This is a genomic window from Rahnella sp. BIGb0603 (assembly GCF_024808755.1).
GTDB classification, from domain to species: domain Bacteria; phylum Pseudomonadota; class Gammaproteobacteria; order Enterobacterales; family Enterobacteriaceae; genus Rahnella; species Rahnella contaminans.
In genome coordinates this window covers 1-14,888 of the sequence record NZ_JANUEX010000008.1, presented here as the reverse complement: position 1 = coordinate 14,888, position 14,888 = coordinate 1, and the positions used below count along the sequence as shown (strand labels likewise).

The 14,888-nt window shown below is 53.6% G+C and carries 13 protein-coding genes; 12 read left to right on the top strand and 1 reads right to left on the bottom strand.

The features are described 5' to 3' along the window. The first annotated feature begins 12 nt into the window (after positions 1–12). The 7 genes from M2403_RS19520 (at position 13) to emrB (ending at position 7,397) form a co-directional block, all read left to right on the top strand. Positions 13–1,197, top strand: a complete 1,185-nt coding sequence (locus tag M2403_RS19520; protein WP_152324853.1) for an MFS transporter — start codon at positions 13–15, stop codon at positions 1,195–1,197. Positions 1,198–1,372: 175 nt separating this feature from the next. Continuing rightward, complete coding sequence (locus M2403_RS19515) at positions 1,373–2,134, top strand: AzlC family ABC transporter permease (RefSeq protein WP_217152219.1); 762 nt, start codon at positions 1,373–1,375, stop codon at positions 2,132–2,134. Beyond that, positions 2,124–2,468 carry an L-valine transporter subunit YgaH gene (gene ygaH, locus M2403_RS19510; protein WP_152324851.1) on the top strand — a complete coding sequence of 115 codons (345 nt, stop codon included), beginning with the start codon at positions 2,124–2,126 and terminating at the stop codon, positions 2,466–2,468. Before M2403_RS19515 ends, ygaH begins: the two co-directional genes overlap by 11 nt. A 175-nt stretch (positions 2,469–2,643) precedes the next feature. Continuing rightward, positions 2,644–3,165, top strand: coding sequence for a transcriptional repressor MprA (gene mprA, locus M2403_RS19505; protein WP_152324850.1), 522 nt, complete (start codon positions 2,644–2,646; stop codon positions 3,163–3,165). A gap of 23 nt (positions 3,166–3,188) precedes the next feature. Further along, the gene (locus tag M2403_RS19500) at positions 3,189–4,643 is read left to right on the top strand and encodes an efflux transporter outer membrane subunit (RefSeq protein ID WP_152324849.1); all 1,455 of its coding nucleotides are present in this window, start codon (positions 3,189–3,191) and stop codon (positions 4,641–4,643) included. A 25-nt stretch (positions 4,644–4,668) separates the two neighbouring features. After that, entirely contained in the window at positions 4,669–5,844 is a 1,176-nt protein-coding gene (emrA, locus tag M2403_RS19495; protein ID WP_259230600.1) for a multidrug efflux MFS transporter periplasmic adaptor subunit EmrA, read from the top strand. A 17-nt stretch (positions 5,845–5,861) separates the two neighbouring features. Beyond that, positions 5,862–7,397 (top strand): multidrug efflux MFS transporter permease subunit EmrB, encoded by a 1,536-nt coding sequence (emrB, locus tag M2403_RS19490; protein ID WP_152324847.1) that lies wholly within the window; start codon positions 5,862–5,864, stop codon positions 7,395–7,397. Between the two features lie 91 nt (positions 7,398–7,488). On the opposite strand, the gene M2403_RS19485 is transcribed toward emrB, so the two are convergent. Then, on the bottom strand, positions 7,489–8,592 hold the full coding sequence (locus M2403_RS19485) for a tRNA/rRNA methyltransferase (protein ID WP_152324846.1): 1,104 nt from the start codon (positions 8,590–8,592) through the stop codon (positions 7,489–7,491). A gap of 243 nt (positions 8,593–8,835) precedes the next feature. On the opposite strand from M2403_RS19485, the gene trxC reads away from it, so the two are divergent. From trxC to M2403_RS19460, 5 genes are all read left to right on the top strand, one after another. After that, a complete protein-coding gene (trxC, locus tag M2403_RS19480) occupies positions 8,836–9,255 on the top strand; it encodes a thioredoxin TrxC (RefSeq protein ID WP_152324845.1) in 420 nt (139 codons plus the stop codon). A 129-nt stretch (positions 9,256–9,384) separates the two neighbouring features. Next, the gene (locus M2403_RS19475; protein WP_259230598.1) at positions 9,385–10,089 is read left to right on the top strand and encodes a tRNA-uridine aminocarboxypropyltransferase; all 705 of its coding nucleotides are present in this window, start codon (positions 9,385–9,387) and stop codon (positions 10,087–10,089) included. Between the two features lie 31 nt (positions 10,090–10,120). Then, positions 10,121–12,841 (top strand): bifunctional acetate--CoA ligase family protein/GNAT family N-acetyltransferase, encoded by a 2,721-nt coding sequence (locus M2403_RS19470; RefSeq protein WP_259230597.1) that lies wholly within the window; start codon positions 10,121–10,123, stop codon positions 12,839–12,841. Positions 12,842–12,928: 87 nt separating this feature from the next. Then, positions 12,929–14,281: a CDP-diacylglycerol--serine O-phosphatidyltransferase gene (gene pssA, locus M2403_RS19465; protein ID WP_405047847.1), complete on the top strand. Its 1,353-nt coding sequence runs from the start codon at positions 12,929–12,931 to the stop codon at positions 14,279–14,281. Positions 14,282–14,342: 61 nt separating this feature from the next. Next, on the top strand, positions 14,343–14,690 hold the full coding sequence (locus M2403_RS19460; RefSeq protein ID WP_208951934.1) for a YfiM family lipoprotein: 348 nt from the start codon (positions 14,343–14,345) through the stop codon (positions 14,688–14,690). Positions 14,691–14,888 lie beyond the last annotated feature (198 nt).

Below are 14,888 nucleotides of genomic sequence, written 5' to 3'. Positions count from 1 at the left end.
GTTATCCCCATTATGAAAAAAACGACCACACATTCCTCCCTCAGCCCCGCGCTGATTATTCTGATGGCAGTCGCCACCGGGCTCGCCGTCGCCAGTAACTATTACCCGCAGCCGCTGCTGGAAACCATTGCGCGTGCGTTCAGCCTTTCCGTTAATCAGGCCGGTTTTATCGTCACCGTCGCTCAGCTGGGTTACGCCTGCGGCCTGATGTTTATCGTGCCGCTCGGCGATATGTTTGAACGTCGCGGGTTAATCGTGCTGATGACACTGCTTTCAGCCGCCGGATTGCTGATCACCGCGATGGCACCGACGCTGACTATCATGCTGGTGGGGACGGCGCTGACCGGGCTGTTCTCGGTGGTGGCGCAGATTCTGGTGCCGCTGGCGGCGACGCTGGCTGAACCGGAACGGCGCGGCAAAGTGGTCGGGCTGATTATGTCCGGCCTGTTGCTGGGTATTCTGCTGGCCCGGACGGTTGCCGGTGCACTGGCGACACTCGGCGGCTGGCGGACGGTGTACTGGGTTGCCAGTGCGCTGATGATTATCATGGCACTGGTGTTGTGGCGAAAACTGCCAAAACATCAGCAACATACGGATCTTAATTATCCGCAACTGCTTAAATCCATTTTCACCCTGTTTATCCACACGCCAGTTTTACGCACCCGCGCGCTGATCGGTATGTTCTGTTTTGCCAACTTCAGTATTCTGTGGACGTCGATGGCGTTCCTGCTGGCCGGTCCTGCGTATCACTATTCCGAAGGGGTGATTGGCTTGTTTGGTCTGGTCGGCGCAGCGGGCGCACTGGCGGCTACACGCGCCGGACATCTGGCCGACAAAGGCAAAGCGCATCTGACAACAACGGCGGGGCTGGTGCTGCTTTTACTGTCCTGGGCGGCGATTGCTTACGGTCAGCATTCGGTGATCTCCCTGATCGTCGGCATCATCGTTTTGGACCTTTCGGTTCAGGGTGTACACATCACCAATCAAAGTGTGATTTATAAATCGATGCCGGAAGCGCGTAACCGCCTGACCGCAGGCTACATGACAACGTACTTTATTGGCGGCGCGGTAGGGTCTCTGGTGTCGGCTTCGGCTTATCAAACGGCGGGCTGGTATGGGGTCTCGGTGGCAGGCACCATCATGTGCGTACTGAATTTACTGGTCTGGCTGAAAGGGTATAAACACAAGCTGGCCTGATAACGTACGAAATTACATCAGGAGGGAATCATCACCCCTCCTGATTAGCTTGCGAATAATCATATTAGAAATTTATTTGAACCAAAGGGTGTTAACAATACTTACAGTCTGGTAATGTTTACGCCATAAATTATTCGCCGGCATCCTCCCGGTTTTCACAATGTTTTAAATACCCATGCACAGCAACCCTGATCTCGAAGCGCCTGACCCCGTTCGCGTTTCCACTTTCGCACAAGGTATTACCGATAGCCTTCCTATCGTGATTGGTTATCTTCCTATCGCTTTTGCGTTCGGCCTCAGCGCCGTCAAACTCGGTTTCACGCCCGCTGAAAGTCTGCTGTTCTCCATACTTATCTATGCTGGCGCCAGTCAGTTTGTGATCACCGCGCTGCTCAGCGCAGGGATGTCTCTCTGGGTTTCTGCTCTGACCGTGATGGCCATGGACGTTCGCCATGTTCTCTACGGTCCTTCGCTGCGTAACCGTATTGCAGGAAAACTCAGCGGCAAAAAAACCGCACTCTGGGCGTTTGGCCTGACCGATGAAGTCTTTGCCGCCGCCACCGCCAAACTCGTCCGTGATAAACGCAGCTGGAGCGAGAACTGGATGTGTGGCATCGCGCTTTCTTCCTGGCTCTCGTGGGTTTTCGGCACCGCCGTCGGCGCACTTTTCGGCAATGGTCCGCTGGAAAATTACCCTGCCATTGAAGCTGCGCTCGGATTCATGTTGCCCGCCCTTTTCCTGAGTTTCCTGCTCGCCGCTTTTAAGCGCCAGCAAAGCATGGTGTTTGTCGCCTCGCTGGCCGGTGCGCTCGGCGGACTGTTGTTCTGGTCGATCCCTGCCGCTATCGGATGCGGCCTAGGCGCCGGATGTCTGGCCGCCCTGCTGCAACCCGCAGCCTCAGCGGGCACCACGGAGGTCACCCCGGATGAGCACTAATGTCATTCTGGTTTGCCTGCTGGTCGGCGCCGTCAATTACCTCTTCCGATATTTGCCACTGCGCATGGGCGCGCGGCAGAAGTCGGGGACACTGAAAAGCGGCCCGCTATCCCGCGTGCTCGACAGCATCGGTATCGCCTCAATCTGTGCATTACTGGTGGTGTCCAGCACTCCGGAAATTCTTCGTGATCAACAAAAACTGCTGCCTTCACTGGCCGGTTTTGTGGTGCTCGCGATCATTTTCTGGCGAACCAAAAGTATCATTATGGCCACGCTGTCCGGCGCTCTGGTGTACGGGTTGGTGTTCAAGGTGATGCTGATGGCCGCAGGCTGAAGACCATTTTTTACCGCAGAGTAACAGCAGAGCAAACTCTGCCGAATACTTTAAACATCGAATAATTCACTGGAGTTATGAATCACACTAATTGCTAAAGAATTGGTGATTCATGACATTGATATTATTAATTACCATCGTTACTATGTCATCTGTAACTAATGAGGCTTCTCATATGGACAGTTCGTTCGCGCCAATTGAACACATGTTAAATTTCCGGGCTAAAAAGCAAAAAGATTTCCCTTATCAGGAAATCCTGCTGACGCGCCTGTGTATGCACATGCAAAGTAAATTACTGGAAAACCGCAATAAGATGCTGAAAGCGCAAGGCATCAACGAAACGCTGTTTATGGCTCTGATCACACTTGATGCGCAGGAAAGCCACAGTATTCAGCCTTCGGAGCTAAGCTCAGCGCTGGGTTCTTCCCGCACCAATGCCACCCGTATTGCGGATGAATTGGAAAAACGCGGATGGATTGAACGTCGTGAGAGCGACAATGACCGTCGGTGTCTGCATTTGCACCTGACGGCCGATGGTGAAGCTTTTATCCAGAAGTTACTGCCGCCTCAACATAAGAGCCTGCATTTTCTCTGGTCAACCCTGGACGCAGATGAGCAGAAGCAGTTAGAAACCCTGACGCGCAAACTGTTAACTCGCCTTGATCAGATGGATGCGACAGCACTACAACAATTCTAAATTTCTGTTCAGGTAAACCACACATGTCACTCCAAGCTCGCTGGAGGCTTACGCCGCTGTTTGCCGTTTTGATTTTGGCTGGCTGCGCCTCCAGTAATAATATTGCTCCTCAGTCGTCGCTGCTGGATACCCAACAGCTTCATCTGCAGCAGGCAAAAGTCAGTTCTCTGACCATCGGCCCACAGTGGTGGCGTAGTCTTAATGATCCGCAGCTTGATAACCTGATGACCACGACGTTGCAAAACTCGCCGTCATTGCGTCAGGCCGCGGCTCGTGTGCGCGAAGCGCAGAGCGTGATGGGCGAAGCAGATGCAGCCAATGGCCCCTATCTGGATTTGAATGGTTCGATGCGACGTGAACGTGTGGCTAAAAACACGATCCCGCCGTTCCTGACCAGCTATCCGGAAGCGCCAATCTATGATAACAGCAACAGCCTCGGGCTGAATCTGAGCTATGAGTTTGACTGGTGGGGTAAATACCGCAATCAGGTGAATGCCGCGAAAGCACAGGTGGATTCCGCCCGCGCCGAGCAGGCAGAAGCCGCGCTGACGCTGACCAGTTCGGTGGCGTCAGCCTATTATCAGTTGCAGGCCAATCTGGCTTTGCAGGATGTTCTGCAACATGAAGTGGATAACAACCAGCATCTGGCGGATTTGCGCAAAGCGCAGTATCAGGCCGGTGTCTATGGCATTGAAATTCCGCAACAAACCCAGGCGCAGGCCGACAGTGCTAAACAGCAAATCATCAACCTGAAAGCCCAGACCGAACAGCTGAGACATCAGCTTTCCGCGCTGGCGGGTCAGGGGCCTGATGCGATGAACGGACTTCACGCCGTGGCATTGCCACCGGCTGAAGCGCTGGCACCGAAAGGCGAGCTGACGCTGGATTTGCTGGGTAAACGCCCGGACATTACTGCACAGCGTGATCTGGTGGAATCTTATTCCCAGCGCGTCAGTGCGGCCAAAAAAGAGTTCTACCCAAGCCTTTCCATCAGCGCCTTTGGCGGTCTGACGACCACCAACTACGGCGGCACCAGCCCGAATCTTCTGGAAGCAGCCAGCAAGGCCTGGAATATCACGCCAGCGATTTCGCTGCCGATATTCCACGCGGGCGCACTGCGTTCCAAACTGGGCGAAGAGTCCGCGTTATATGATCAGTCCGTTGAGTCATATAACCAGACCATCCTGAACGCCATCCAGCAAACTGCGGATGCCATTACCCTCTCGAAAAGCGGCGTTGAACAATTGCAGCAGGCTTCTTCTGCCGCTAAATCGCTGGAAGAGGTGTATCGCGTTTCGGATGCAAGATACAACGCTGGCGTCATCGGACGGGATGAGCTGTTAAGCAGCCAGTCAGCGCTCCTGCAACAGCAACAGGCGCAACTTACCGCCAGCAGTCAGCTGATGCAGGCAAAAATCAGTCTCATTCGTGCGCTCGGGGGTGGCTATCAGGCCCCGGCTGCGAACCAAAAATCATAATAAAAGACTCAGTGTGGAGAAGACCATGAGCGCAAATGCCGAAACTCAGGCAACGCCGCAAGCTCCGAAAAATAAGAAGAAAACGCGCAAAGTCGCGATGCTCTTGTTAACCGGGATTTTCATTCTTATCGCCATCGCCTACCTGTTCTACTGGCTGCTGGTGTTACGTCATTTCCAGTCTACCGATGATGCGTATGTTGCCGGTAATCAGGTTCAGATTATGGCGCAGGTGTCAGGCAGCGTGACTGACGTCAATTTCGACAGCACCGACTTTGTCAAAAAAGGCGATGTGCTGGTGACTATTGATCCGACCGATGCGGAACAGGCGTTTGAACGTTCTAAAACGGCGCTGGCTAACAGCGTCCGCCAGACGCATCAGCTGATCATCAACGGCAAACAGTATCAGGCAAATATCGCACTGCGTGCGACACAACTACAACAGGCGCAGTCTGACCTGAAACGCCGTATCGTGCTGGGCAACGTTGACGCGATTGGCCGTGAAGAACTGCAACACGCCCGTGACGCCGTGGATACCGCGAAAGCGCAATATGATGTCGCCATACAGCAATACAACGCGAATCAGGCGATGATTCTGGATACGCCGGTCGATAAACAACCGCAGGTGATGCAGGCCGCGGCACAGGTACGTGACGCATGGCTTGCCCTGCAACGAACCAAAGTGCGCAGCCCGATTGACGGTTTTGTTTCCCGTCGCGCGGTTCAGGTCGGACAGCAAATCAGCCCGACCACGTCTCTGATGGCCGTTGTTCCTGCTCATCACATCTGGGTTGATGCCAACTTTAAAGAAACTCAGCTGGCGAATATGCGTATTGGTCAGGTCGCCACCGTCGTCAGCGATATGTACGGCGATGACGTGAAATATCACGGCAAAGTGGTCGGTATGGATATGGGCACCGGCGGCGCGTTCTCGCTGCTTCCTGCACAAAATGCGACCGGCAACTGGATCAAAGTGGTTCAGCGCCTGCCGGTGCGTATTGAGCTTAACGATCAGGAAGTGGCGGAACATCCGCTGCGCATTGGTTTGTCCACGCTGGTGACGGTTGATACTCAAAACCGTGATGGCCTGGTGCTGGCTGATACCGTGCGTTCCGAACCGCTGTACCAGACTTCGGCTCTGACACTGGATCTGGCCCCGGCTAATGCCATCATTGCTGATGTTATTCACGCAAATGCGGGCTAAAACCTCCGGAGGCCTCTGTGGCAAATAAACCGCTGGTAGGCGCCCCGCTGGCCTGGATGACGGTGGCTTTGTCTTTGGCCACCTTTATGCAGGTGCTGGACTCGACGATCGCCAACGTGGCGATCCCGACCATCGCCGGGAATCTGGGTGCCTCGAACTCACAGGGCACCTGGGTGATTACGTCGTTCGGGGTGGCAAACGCCATCTCGATCCCCATCACCGGCTGGCTGGCAAAGCGCATCGGTGAGGTCAAACTGTTCCTGTGGTCCACGATACTGTTTGCGCTTGCGTCCTGGCTTTGCGGGATGTCCAACAGCCTGGAAATGCTGATCTTCTTCCGTGTGCTGCAAGGCGTGGTAGCAGGTCCGCTGATCCCGTTATCACAAAGTTTGCTACTGAATAACTATCCGCCGGCCAAGCGAAGTACCGCGCTCGCGCTCTGGTCGATGACGGTGATCGTCGCCCCGATTTGCGGGCCGATCCTCGGCGGTTATATCAGTGATAACTTCCACTGGGGATGGATCTTCTTCATCAACGTACCGATCGCCATCGTGGTCGTTGTGCTGACGCTGAGAACCCTGAAAGGCCGCGAAACCGCCACGCAGATCCGCCCGATCGACAGCGTCGGGTTGGTGTTACTGGTGCTGGGCATTGGCGCATTGCAGGTGATGCTCGACCGGGGCAAGGAGCTGGACTGGTTTAACTCGACGGAAATTATTGTACTGGCGGTCGTGGCGGTGATCGCATTGTGCTTCCTGGTTGTCTGGGAACTGACCGATGACCACCCGATAGTTGATCTGTCACTGTTTAAATCCCGAAACTTCACCATCGGCGTACTGTGTATCAGCCTGGCCTACATGCTCTACTTCGGCGCGATTGTTTTGCTGCCGCAGCTGTTGCAGGAGGTCTATGGTTATACCGCCACCTGGGCGGGTCTGGCGTCCGCGCCGGTGGGTATTCTGCCGGTGCTGATGTCGCCGATTATTGGCCGCTTCGCACACCGTCTGGATATGCGAAAACTGGTGACGTTCAGCTTTATTATGTACGCCTACTGTTTCTTCTGGCGTGCATATACCTTTGAACCGGGGATGGATTTTGGTGCTTCTGCATGGCCGCAGTTTATTCAGGGCTTTGCCGTAGGCTGCTTCTTCATGCCGCTGACCACCATTATTTTGTCGGGATTACCGCCGGAACGTATGGCGGCAGCCTCCAGTTTGTCGAACTTTATTCGTACGCTGGCGGGGTCTATCGGGACGTCAATCACCACGACGATGTGGTCAAACCGGGAATCGCTGCACCATGCGCAGCTGACCGAAAACATCACACCGTACAACCCGGCGGCGACGCAGACTTATCAGCAGCTGGAAGGGATTGGCATGAGCCATCAGCAGGCTTCCGGCTGGATAGCGCGGGAAATTACGAATCAGGGGCTTATCATCTCTGCTAACGAGATTTTCTGGTTATCCGGCGGGGCATTCCTGGTACTGCTGATCTTAATCTGGTTCGCCCGTCCGCCATTCAGCAGTGGCGGTGGCGGCGGTGGTGCGCACTGATTTCATGTCATCAGTAAACACGAATCAGTAAACATCAGAAAGCAAAACGGACGCTCAGGGCGTCCGTTTTTTTATGGGTGAAAATCAGGATTTACGCCTGATTCTGACGCCACCATTCAGCCAGCAAAATACCTGTCGCAACGGAAACGTTCAGGCTTTCCACTTTGCCCGTACCGCCGATAGACACGCTCAGGTCGCCCTGCTGCCATGCGCTGTCGGAAAGGCCGTCGCTTTCTTCACCCAGCACCAGCACCATTTTGGCAGGCAGCTCAGCTTTACCGAGCGCCGTCCCTTTGTGGCTGGACGTGGTCACGATGGTGTAACCGGCTTTACGGAAGGTCGCCAGCACATCAAGGAAGTTATCCGCACTGATAGCTTTAACGTGTTCTGCGCCGCCTTCAGCGGTACGCACGGCTGCACCGGATTCCAGCTGAGCCGGATCCTGAACCATCATCCCGTTGATACCAAAATGCGCACATGAACGCATGATACCGCCGAGGTTGTGCGGGTTACCGACGTTTTCCAGCGCCAGCACACAGTCTTTCGCAGGAGCAGATTGCAGATAGGTTTCTGCATCCAGACCCTGACGTTTTTTAATCAGGAAACACACGCCGCCATGATGCTCGGTGCCGGAAGCTTTCACCAGCTCTTCGTCTTCAACCACGTGGTACGCTTTGCGGTTTGCCGCCATCCAGCGCAGCGCCTCGCGGAAACGTGGCGTGACTGATTGCACAAACCACGCGCGAACAATCGCATCAGGACGGCTGGCAAACAGCGCCTGACAGGCATTCTCGCCGTAAACGCGGGTTTCTTCCTGACGCTGACGACGCAGCTGTTCAGGGTCGATGAAACTTTTACCGCTGATACCACCGTGATCCGGTACGGATTCATCCGCCGGTGCACGGGAAACGGTTTTCCATGGTGAGGAGTACGGACCGTCGTCTTCACGTGCCGGACGACGCGGGCGATCATCACCACGACGAGGTGCAGGGCCGCGTGAATCGCCACGGGAATCGCTGCTACGACGCTCATTGCGGCGGGCATCGTCAGGACGGGAACCCTGGCGAGGTTTATCGCCCGGACGTCCTTTATTGTTGGAAGGACGTTTATCGTTGTTGCGGTTATCGCCGTCGTCGTCACTACGGACGTACATCACTTTGACTTTGCCGTTCTTGCCACTGAATGAATCGTTCATTTTTCTCTCCACCTACGCGCAGGGCGCGAAGATTACCTGATGTCTGTGAGCTAAGCCACAGGCTTTCGACCAAAAGCTAAAAACTATCGTATTCATTGAATAAACCGCGTTGTTTCCGTGACGTGGTGCCTCCATACTTACAACATACAAGTAACATATCAGCCGCTTTATTAACCATTTTTAAGGGTAAAAGCGGGTTTCTGGTTGATACCCTTCTCACGTTAAGCAATGTAGAGGCTATTTATGAATACGGTTTGTTCATCATGTCAGGCCACCAACCGCCTGCCTGAGGATCGTATCGACGACGGCGCGAAATGCGGCCGCTGCGGTCATGCACTTTTTGAAGGCGATGTAGTTCACGCCACTGCCGCCACGCTGGACAAATATCTGCAGGACGACCTGCCGGTTGTCATCGATTTCTGGGCACCGTGGTGTGGCCCGTGCGTGAACTTCGCGCCTATTTTTGAAGATGTTGCGCAGGAACGTGCCGGTAAAATCCGTTTCATTAAGGTTAATACCGAAGCAGAACCTGAACTGAGCGCGCGGTTCCGTATTCGCAGTATTCCGACCATTATGGTGTTTAATGAAGGCAAAATGGTCGATATGTTGAGCGGCGCAATGCCTAAAGCGCCTTTCAACACCTGGCTTAATGAATCATTGTAACGCATAAGCCGTTATAAAGCCCTGCCGATGGCCCGCCTCAGCGCGGGCCTTTTTGTACGTTCAGCAGATGCTGCTTGCCAGCGAACGGCGGGTGATTAAAATAGCCGCTTTTCGAATACCGGAATGCTTATGTCAGACAACGCCGTCCTTCGCCTGCGTGAGCAGCGTTTAGCCCGATCGACCCGCCCTTTTCTGGCCCGGGGATCCCGTGCCATTCGTTGCCAGGCATGCCTGTTACCTCAACGTCATTGCATCTGCGCCACGCGTGAGATCCATCAGGCGAACAGCCGTTTCTGTCTGGTGATGTTTGACACCGAGCCGATGAAGCCCAGCAATACCGGTCGCCTGATTGCGGATGTTTTGCCGGATACGCAGGCATTTCTGTGGTCGCGTACGGAAACCGATCCGGCGTTGCTGGATGCCATTTCTGACCCGTCGCGCCAGCCTTACGTGGTTTTTCCGGCGTCTTTCGCAACGCCGCCGCGTCAGGTCTTTACCGAAGTCCCCGAGGGCAGTAAACCGCCGCTGTTTATCATGCTGGACGGCACCTGGAATGAAGCACGCAAGATGTTCCGCAAAAGTCCGTATCTGGATAATCTGCCGGTATTCTCTCTGGATGTAAGCGCCAGCTCCGGCTATATCCTGCGTGAAGCCTCGCGTCCGGAATTGCATTGCACCGTTGAAGTGGCCGCCGCGTTGCTCGAAAAAGCCGGCGATACACAGGCGTCGGCGGGTTTATCACGACTTTTTACGCACTTCCGCACGCAATATCTGGCAGGAAAACCCCATCATCCGGTGCATCAGCTCACAGCAAAGAACGAAGAAAGCCTCTAGAATCATGGGAACATGATGAATCGGAGAGACGATGAGCCAGCGCGGACTAGAAGCACTATTACGACCTGAGTCGATTGCCGTCGTCGGCGCCAGTAATAAACCGGGGCGCGCCGGCTATCTGATGATGCGCAATCTGCTCGACAGCAGCTTCAACGGCCCTGTTTTGCCGGTCACTCCGGCTTATCGCGCAGTCTGTGGCGTTCTGACCTGGCAGGATGTCGCCAGTCTGCCGATGTCGCCTGATCTCGCCATTCTCTGCACGCACGCAGACCGTAATATGGCGCTGCTGGAACAGCTCGGCGAGCGTGGCTGCAAAACTGTCATCGTGCTTTCCTCTCAACCCGATCAGTTCGCGGAACTGAAAGCCTGCGCCCAGCGTTTTTCAATGCGGCTGCTTGGGCCAAACAGTCTCGGCATTCTCGCTCCCTGGCAAAAGCTGAATGCCAGTTTTTCTCCGGTGCCGATCCTGCCGGGCAAACTTGCGTTTATTTCACAATCGGCCGCCGTGGCTAATACCATTCTTGACTGGGCGCAGCAGCGTGCCGTCGGATTTTCGTATTTTGTCTCACTGGGAGACAGCCTGGATATCGACGTTGATGATCTGCTTGATTTTCTCGCCCGCGATACAAAAACCAGCGCCATCCTTCTTTATCTGGAGCACATCAGCGATGCCCGGCGTTTTCTTTCTGCTTCGCGCAGCGCATCACGCAACAAGCCTATTCTGGTCATCAAAAGTGGCCGCAGCGGACAGGCTCAGCAGCTACTGAACAGCCCGCTCAGCCTCGATGCAGCCTACGATGCCGCCATCCAGCGTGCGGGTTTGCTGCGCGTACAAGATACGCATGAACTGTTTTCGGCCGTCGAAACCCTGAGCCATATGCGCCCGTTGCGCGGTGAGCGCTTACTCATTATCAGTAACGGCGCTGCACCGGCGGCGATGGCGTTAGATCAGCTGCTGTTGCGTAACGGCAAACTGGCAAAGCTGGGGAATGAAACGAGCAAAGCGCTGACTGGCATTCTGCCGAAGAACATTACCGCCTCTAATCCGCTGGATTTGCATGATGACGCCACGCCTCAGCTATATCAGTCGGTGATAATGGCGCTGCTCGACAGTACAGATTACGACGCCCTGCTGGTGATACACGCCCCGAGTGCCGCAGCGCACGGCACAGTGACAGCAAGCGGGGTGATAGATGTCGTTCGAAAACATCCACGCGGAAAATACATCACGCTGCTGACAAACTGGTGCGGGGAATTCTCCTCACAGGAAGCGCGCAAGCTGTTCAGTACCGCCGTGATCCCGACTTACCGCACCCCGGAAGGCGCGGTAACGGCGTTTATGCATATGGTTGAATATCGCCGGAATCAGAAACAGCTGAAAGAAACGCCTGCGCTGCCAGCAGACCTTGAACAAAATACCGATCAGGCTCACAAACTGATTGCACAAACGCTGGCAGAAGGCACCACGCAGCTTGATACACATGAAGTCCGCGCGATTTTGCAGGCGTACGGAATGAATGTGTTGCCGACGTGGATCGCCAGTGACAGCGCTGAAGCCGTAAATATTGCCAGCCAGATTGGTTATCCCGTTGCGCTGAAACTGCGTTCGCCGGACATTCCGCATAACTCTGAAGTTCAGGGCGTCATGTTATATCTGCGCACCGCCAGCGAAGTGGAACAGGCGGCGAATGCGATATTTGACCGCGCCAGAGAGGCATTTCCGCAGGCGCGAATTCTGGGTCTGCTGGTACAGACGATGGCTAACCGCCCGGGCTCTCAGGAATTACGGGTAGTCGTAGAGCAGGATCCGGTCTTCGGCCCGCTGATTATGCTGGCCGAAGGCGGAACTGACTGGCGTCCGGAAAGGCAGGCAGCCGTTTCGCTTCCGCCCCTGAACATGACGCTGGCGCGCTACCAGGTCGTGCAGGCATTGAAGAGCGGTAAAATACGCGGTCGCAATGCGTTACATCCTCTCGATATTCCCGCCCTGAGTCAGCTTCTGGTTAACGTGTCTAACCTGATTATTGATTGTCCGGAAATCGAACGCCTGGATATTCATCCTTTGCTGGTGTCCGGTAATGAACTCAGCCTGCTTGATGTTTCCATGCAGCTTTCTGCACATTCTGCCGGGACACCATCACGACTGGCAATCCGTCCTTATCCGCGTGAACTCGAAGAGCACGTTATACTGAAGAATGGACTGCCTGCACTGTTCCGCCCGATTCTTCCGGAAGATGAGCCGCTGCTGAAAGCTTTCATCCTGAAGGTCACTAAAGAAGACCTGTATTACCGCTATTTCAGTGAGATTAATGAGTTCACTCATGAAGATTTAGCGAACATGACGCAGATTGATTATGACCGTGAGATGGCTTTTGTCGCCGTGCGTACAGAAAATGAAGAAAGTGAAATTATTGGGGTCACGCGAACCGTTTCGGATCCCGACAATATCGATGCCGAATTCTCCGTACTGGTACGATCTGATTTGAAAGGTCTGGGGCTCGGGCGACGTCTGCTGGATAAGATGATTGATTATGCCGCAGAGCACGGCCTGCAACGTCTTACGGGCATCACGATGCCGAATAACCGCGGCATGATTACACTGGCTAAAAAACTGGGATTTGACGTCGATATTCAGATTCAGGACAGTATTGTTAATCTGTCTCTGGCACTGGAAAAGCGCCGAAATTCACAGCAGAAAACCGTGAGCCTGAGCGATGAACAGGCAAAAGATGCGCACATGCGGCAGGACTAATGGTATTATCGACCGATTGTGCGGTCACCACAGTTTGTCTGTGCCGCTAAAATCATTACCTGAAGAGAGAAGAAGCGCACTGTGATGTTGTCAAAATTCAAACGTAATAAACATCAACAACACCTTGCTCAACTGCCAAAACTCCCCCAAACAGTTGGTGCTGTAAAAACGCTCTACTGCCCTACCGATTTCCGTAAGGCACTGCTTGAAGCCATTGTTAACGCCACCCAACGGATTTATCTGGTTGCTCTCTATTTAGAGAACGATGATGGTGGTCGCGATGTGTTGTCGGCGCTGTATGATGCCAAGCAGCGGCGTCCTGAACTGGAGATTTGCGTGCTGGTTGACTGGCACCGCGCTCAGCGTGGGCGTATCGGCGCAGCTGCGGCCAATACCAATGCTGACTGGTATTGTCGTATGGCGAAAGAGCATCCTGAGCTTTCCGTACCGGTCTATGGCGTACCTGTGAATACCCGTGAAGCCCTGGGCGTTTTGCACCTCAAAGGCTTTGTTATCGACGATCAGGTCATTTACAGCGGCGCGAGTCTTAATGATGTGTATCTGCATCGTCATGAAAAATATCGTTATGACCGTTATCAGTTGCTGACAAATACTACGCTGGCTAACACGATGATCGACTTTATAAAGAAATCGATCCTCACTGCCGCAGCGGTTCAGCGTCTCGATCGTGAAGATCGCCCGAAAAGTATTGAGATTAAAAACGAAACGCGTCAGTTTCGGCAAACCCTGCGCACCAGTGGTTATCATTTCAAAGACAGCGCCGGTAATGATGAACTGGCGGTCACGCCAATTGTAGGCCTGGGCAAGCAGAATGAATTGAATCGTACGATTCACCATTTAATGGCCAGCACCGATCATAAGCTGACGCTGTGTACTCCTTATTTCAATATGCCTGCAATGCTGGCGCGCAATATCATTCATTTGCTGCGCCGGGGTAAACAGGTTGAAATTATTGTGGGTGATAAAACCGCTAACGATTTCTATATTCCGCAAGATCAGCCTTTTAAAATCATCGGCGCCTTGCCTTATTTGTATGAAATCAATCTGCGCCGCTTCCTGAGCCGTTTGCAACGCTTTGTCGACAGCGGGCAATTAATTGTCCGGTTATGGAAAGATGGGGACAATAGTTACCATCTGAAAGGTATGTGGGTGGATGACCGCTGGCAGCTGATCACCGGTAATAACCTCAACCCACGCGCCTGGCGTTTGGATCTGGAGAATGCCATTTTGATCCACGATCCGCTTAAAGAGATGGCGGTTGAGCGTCAAAAAGAGCTGGAACAGATCCGCCAGCATACGCAAGTTGTCTCTCATTACATGGAACTGGAAAGTATTCCTAATTATCCGGTTAAAGTACGTAAACTTATTCGCCGTCTGCGGCGGATTCGAATCGACAGATTAATCAGCCGAATTCTATAATTGGCTATACTGAAAGCCTGATCATCCTGATCGGGCTTTTTTATATCTGGAATTTCATTTTATGACGCCATTACTCCCTTCTTCCGTCAGACTCTCTGTCATCAGCCTTATATTTTTTTGCAGCGGTTGTACCCATTTCGCCAATGACCAATGGACAGGTAAGGACAAAGCCGGGCACTTTGTTGGCTCTGCGGTATTAGCGGCAGCAGGCACAGCCTACGCAGATAATCAGGGCAGGAATGAAGCGCGCAGTCGTTCATTCGGCTTATTATTTTCAGTCGGCCTTGGGGCGACAAAAGAGCTTTATGATAGCCGTGCGGGAGGAAGTGGCTGGAGCTGGAAGGACTTTAGCTGGGATATTGCAGGAGCGGCTGTCGGATACAGCGCTTATCATCTGACGCACTATTAATAAGCAACCATTTACCGTGAATATGTTGAGACTGAACGCGATATATTGCCTTCAAAATTCACGATGCTTCACCCAAATTTCCCATAGCAAAAAGCCCTGTACGTCAGTACAGGGCTTTCCACTTATTTGATGCCTGGCAGTTCCCTACTCTCGCATGGGGAGACCCCACACTACCATCGGCGCTACGGCGTTTCACTT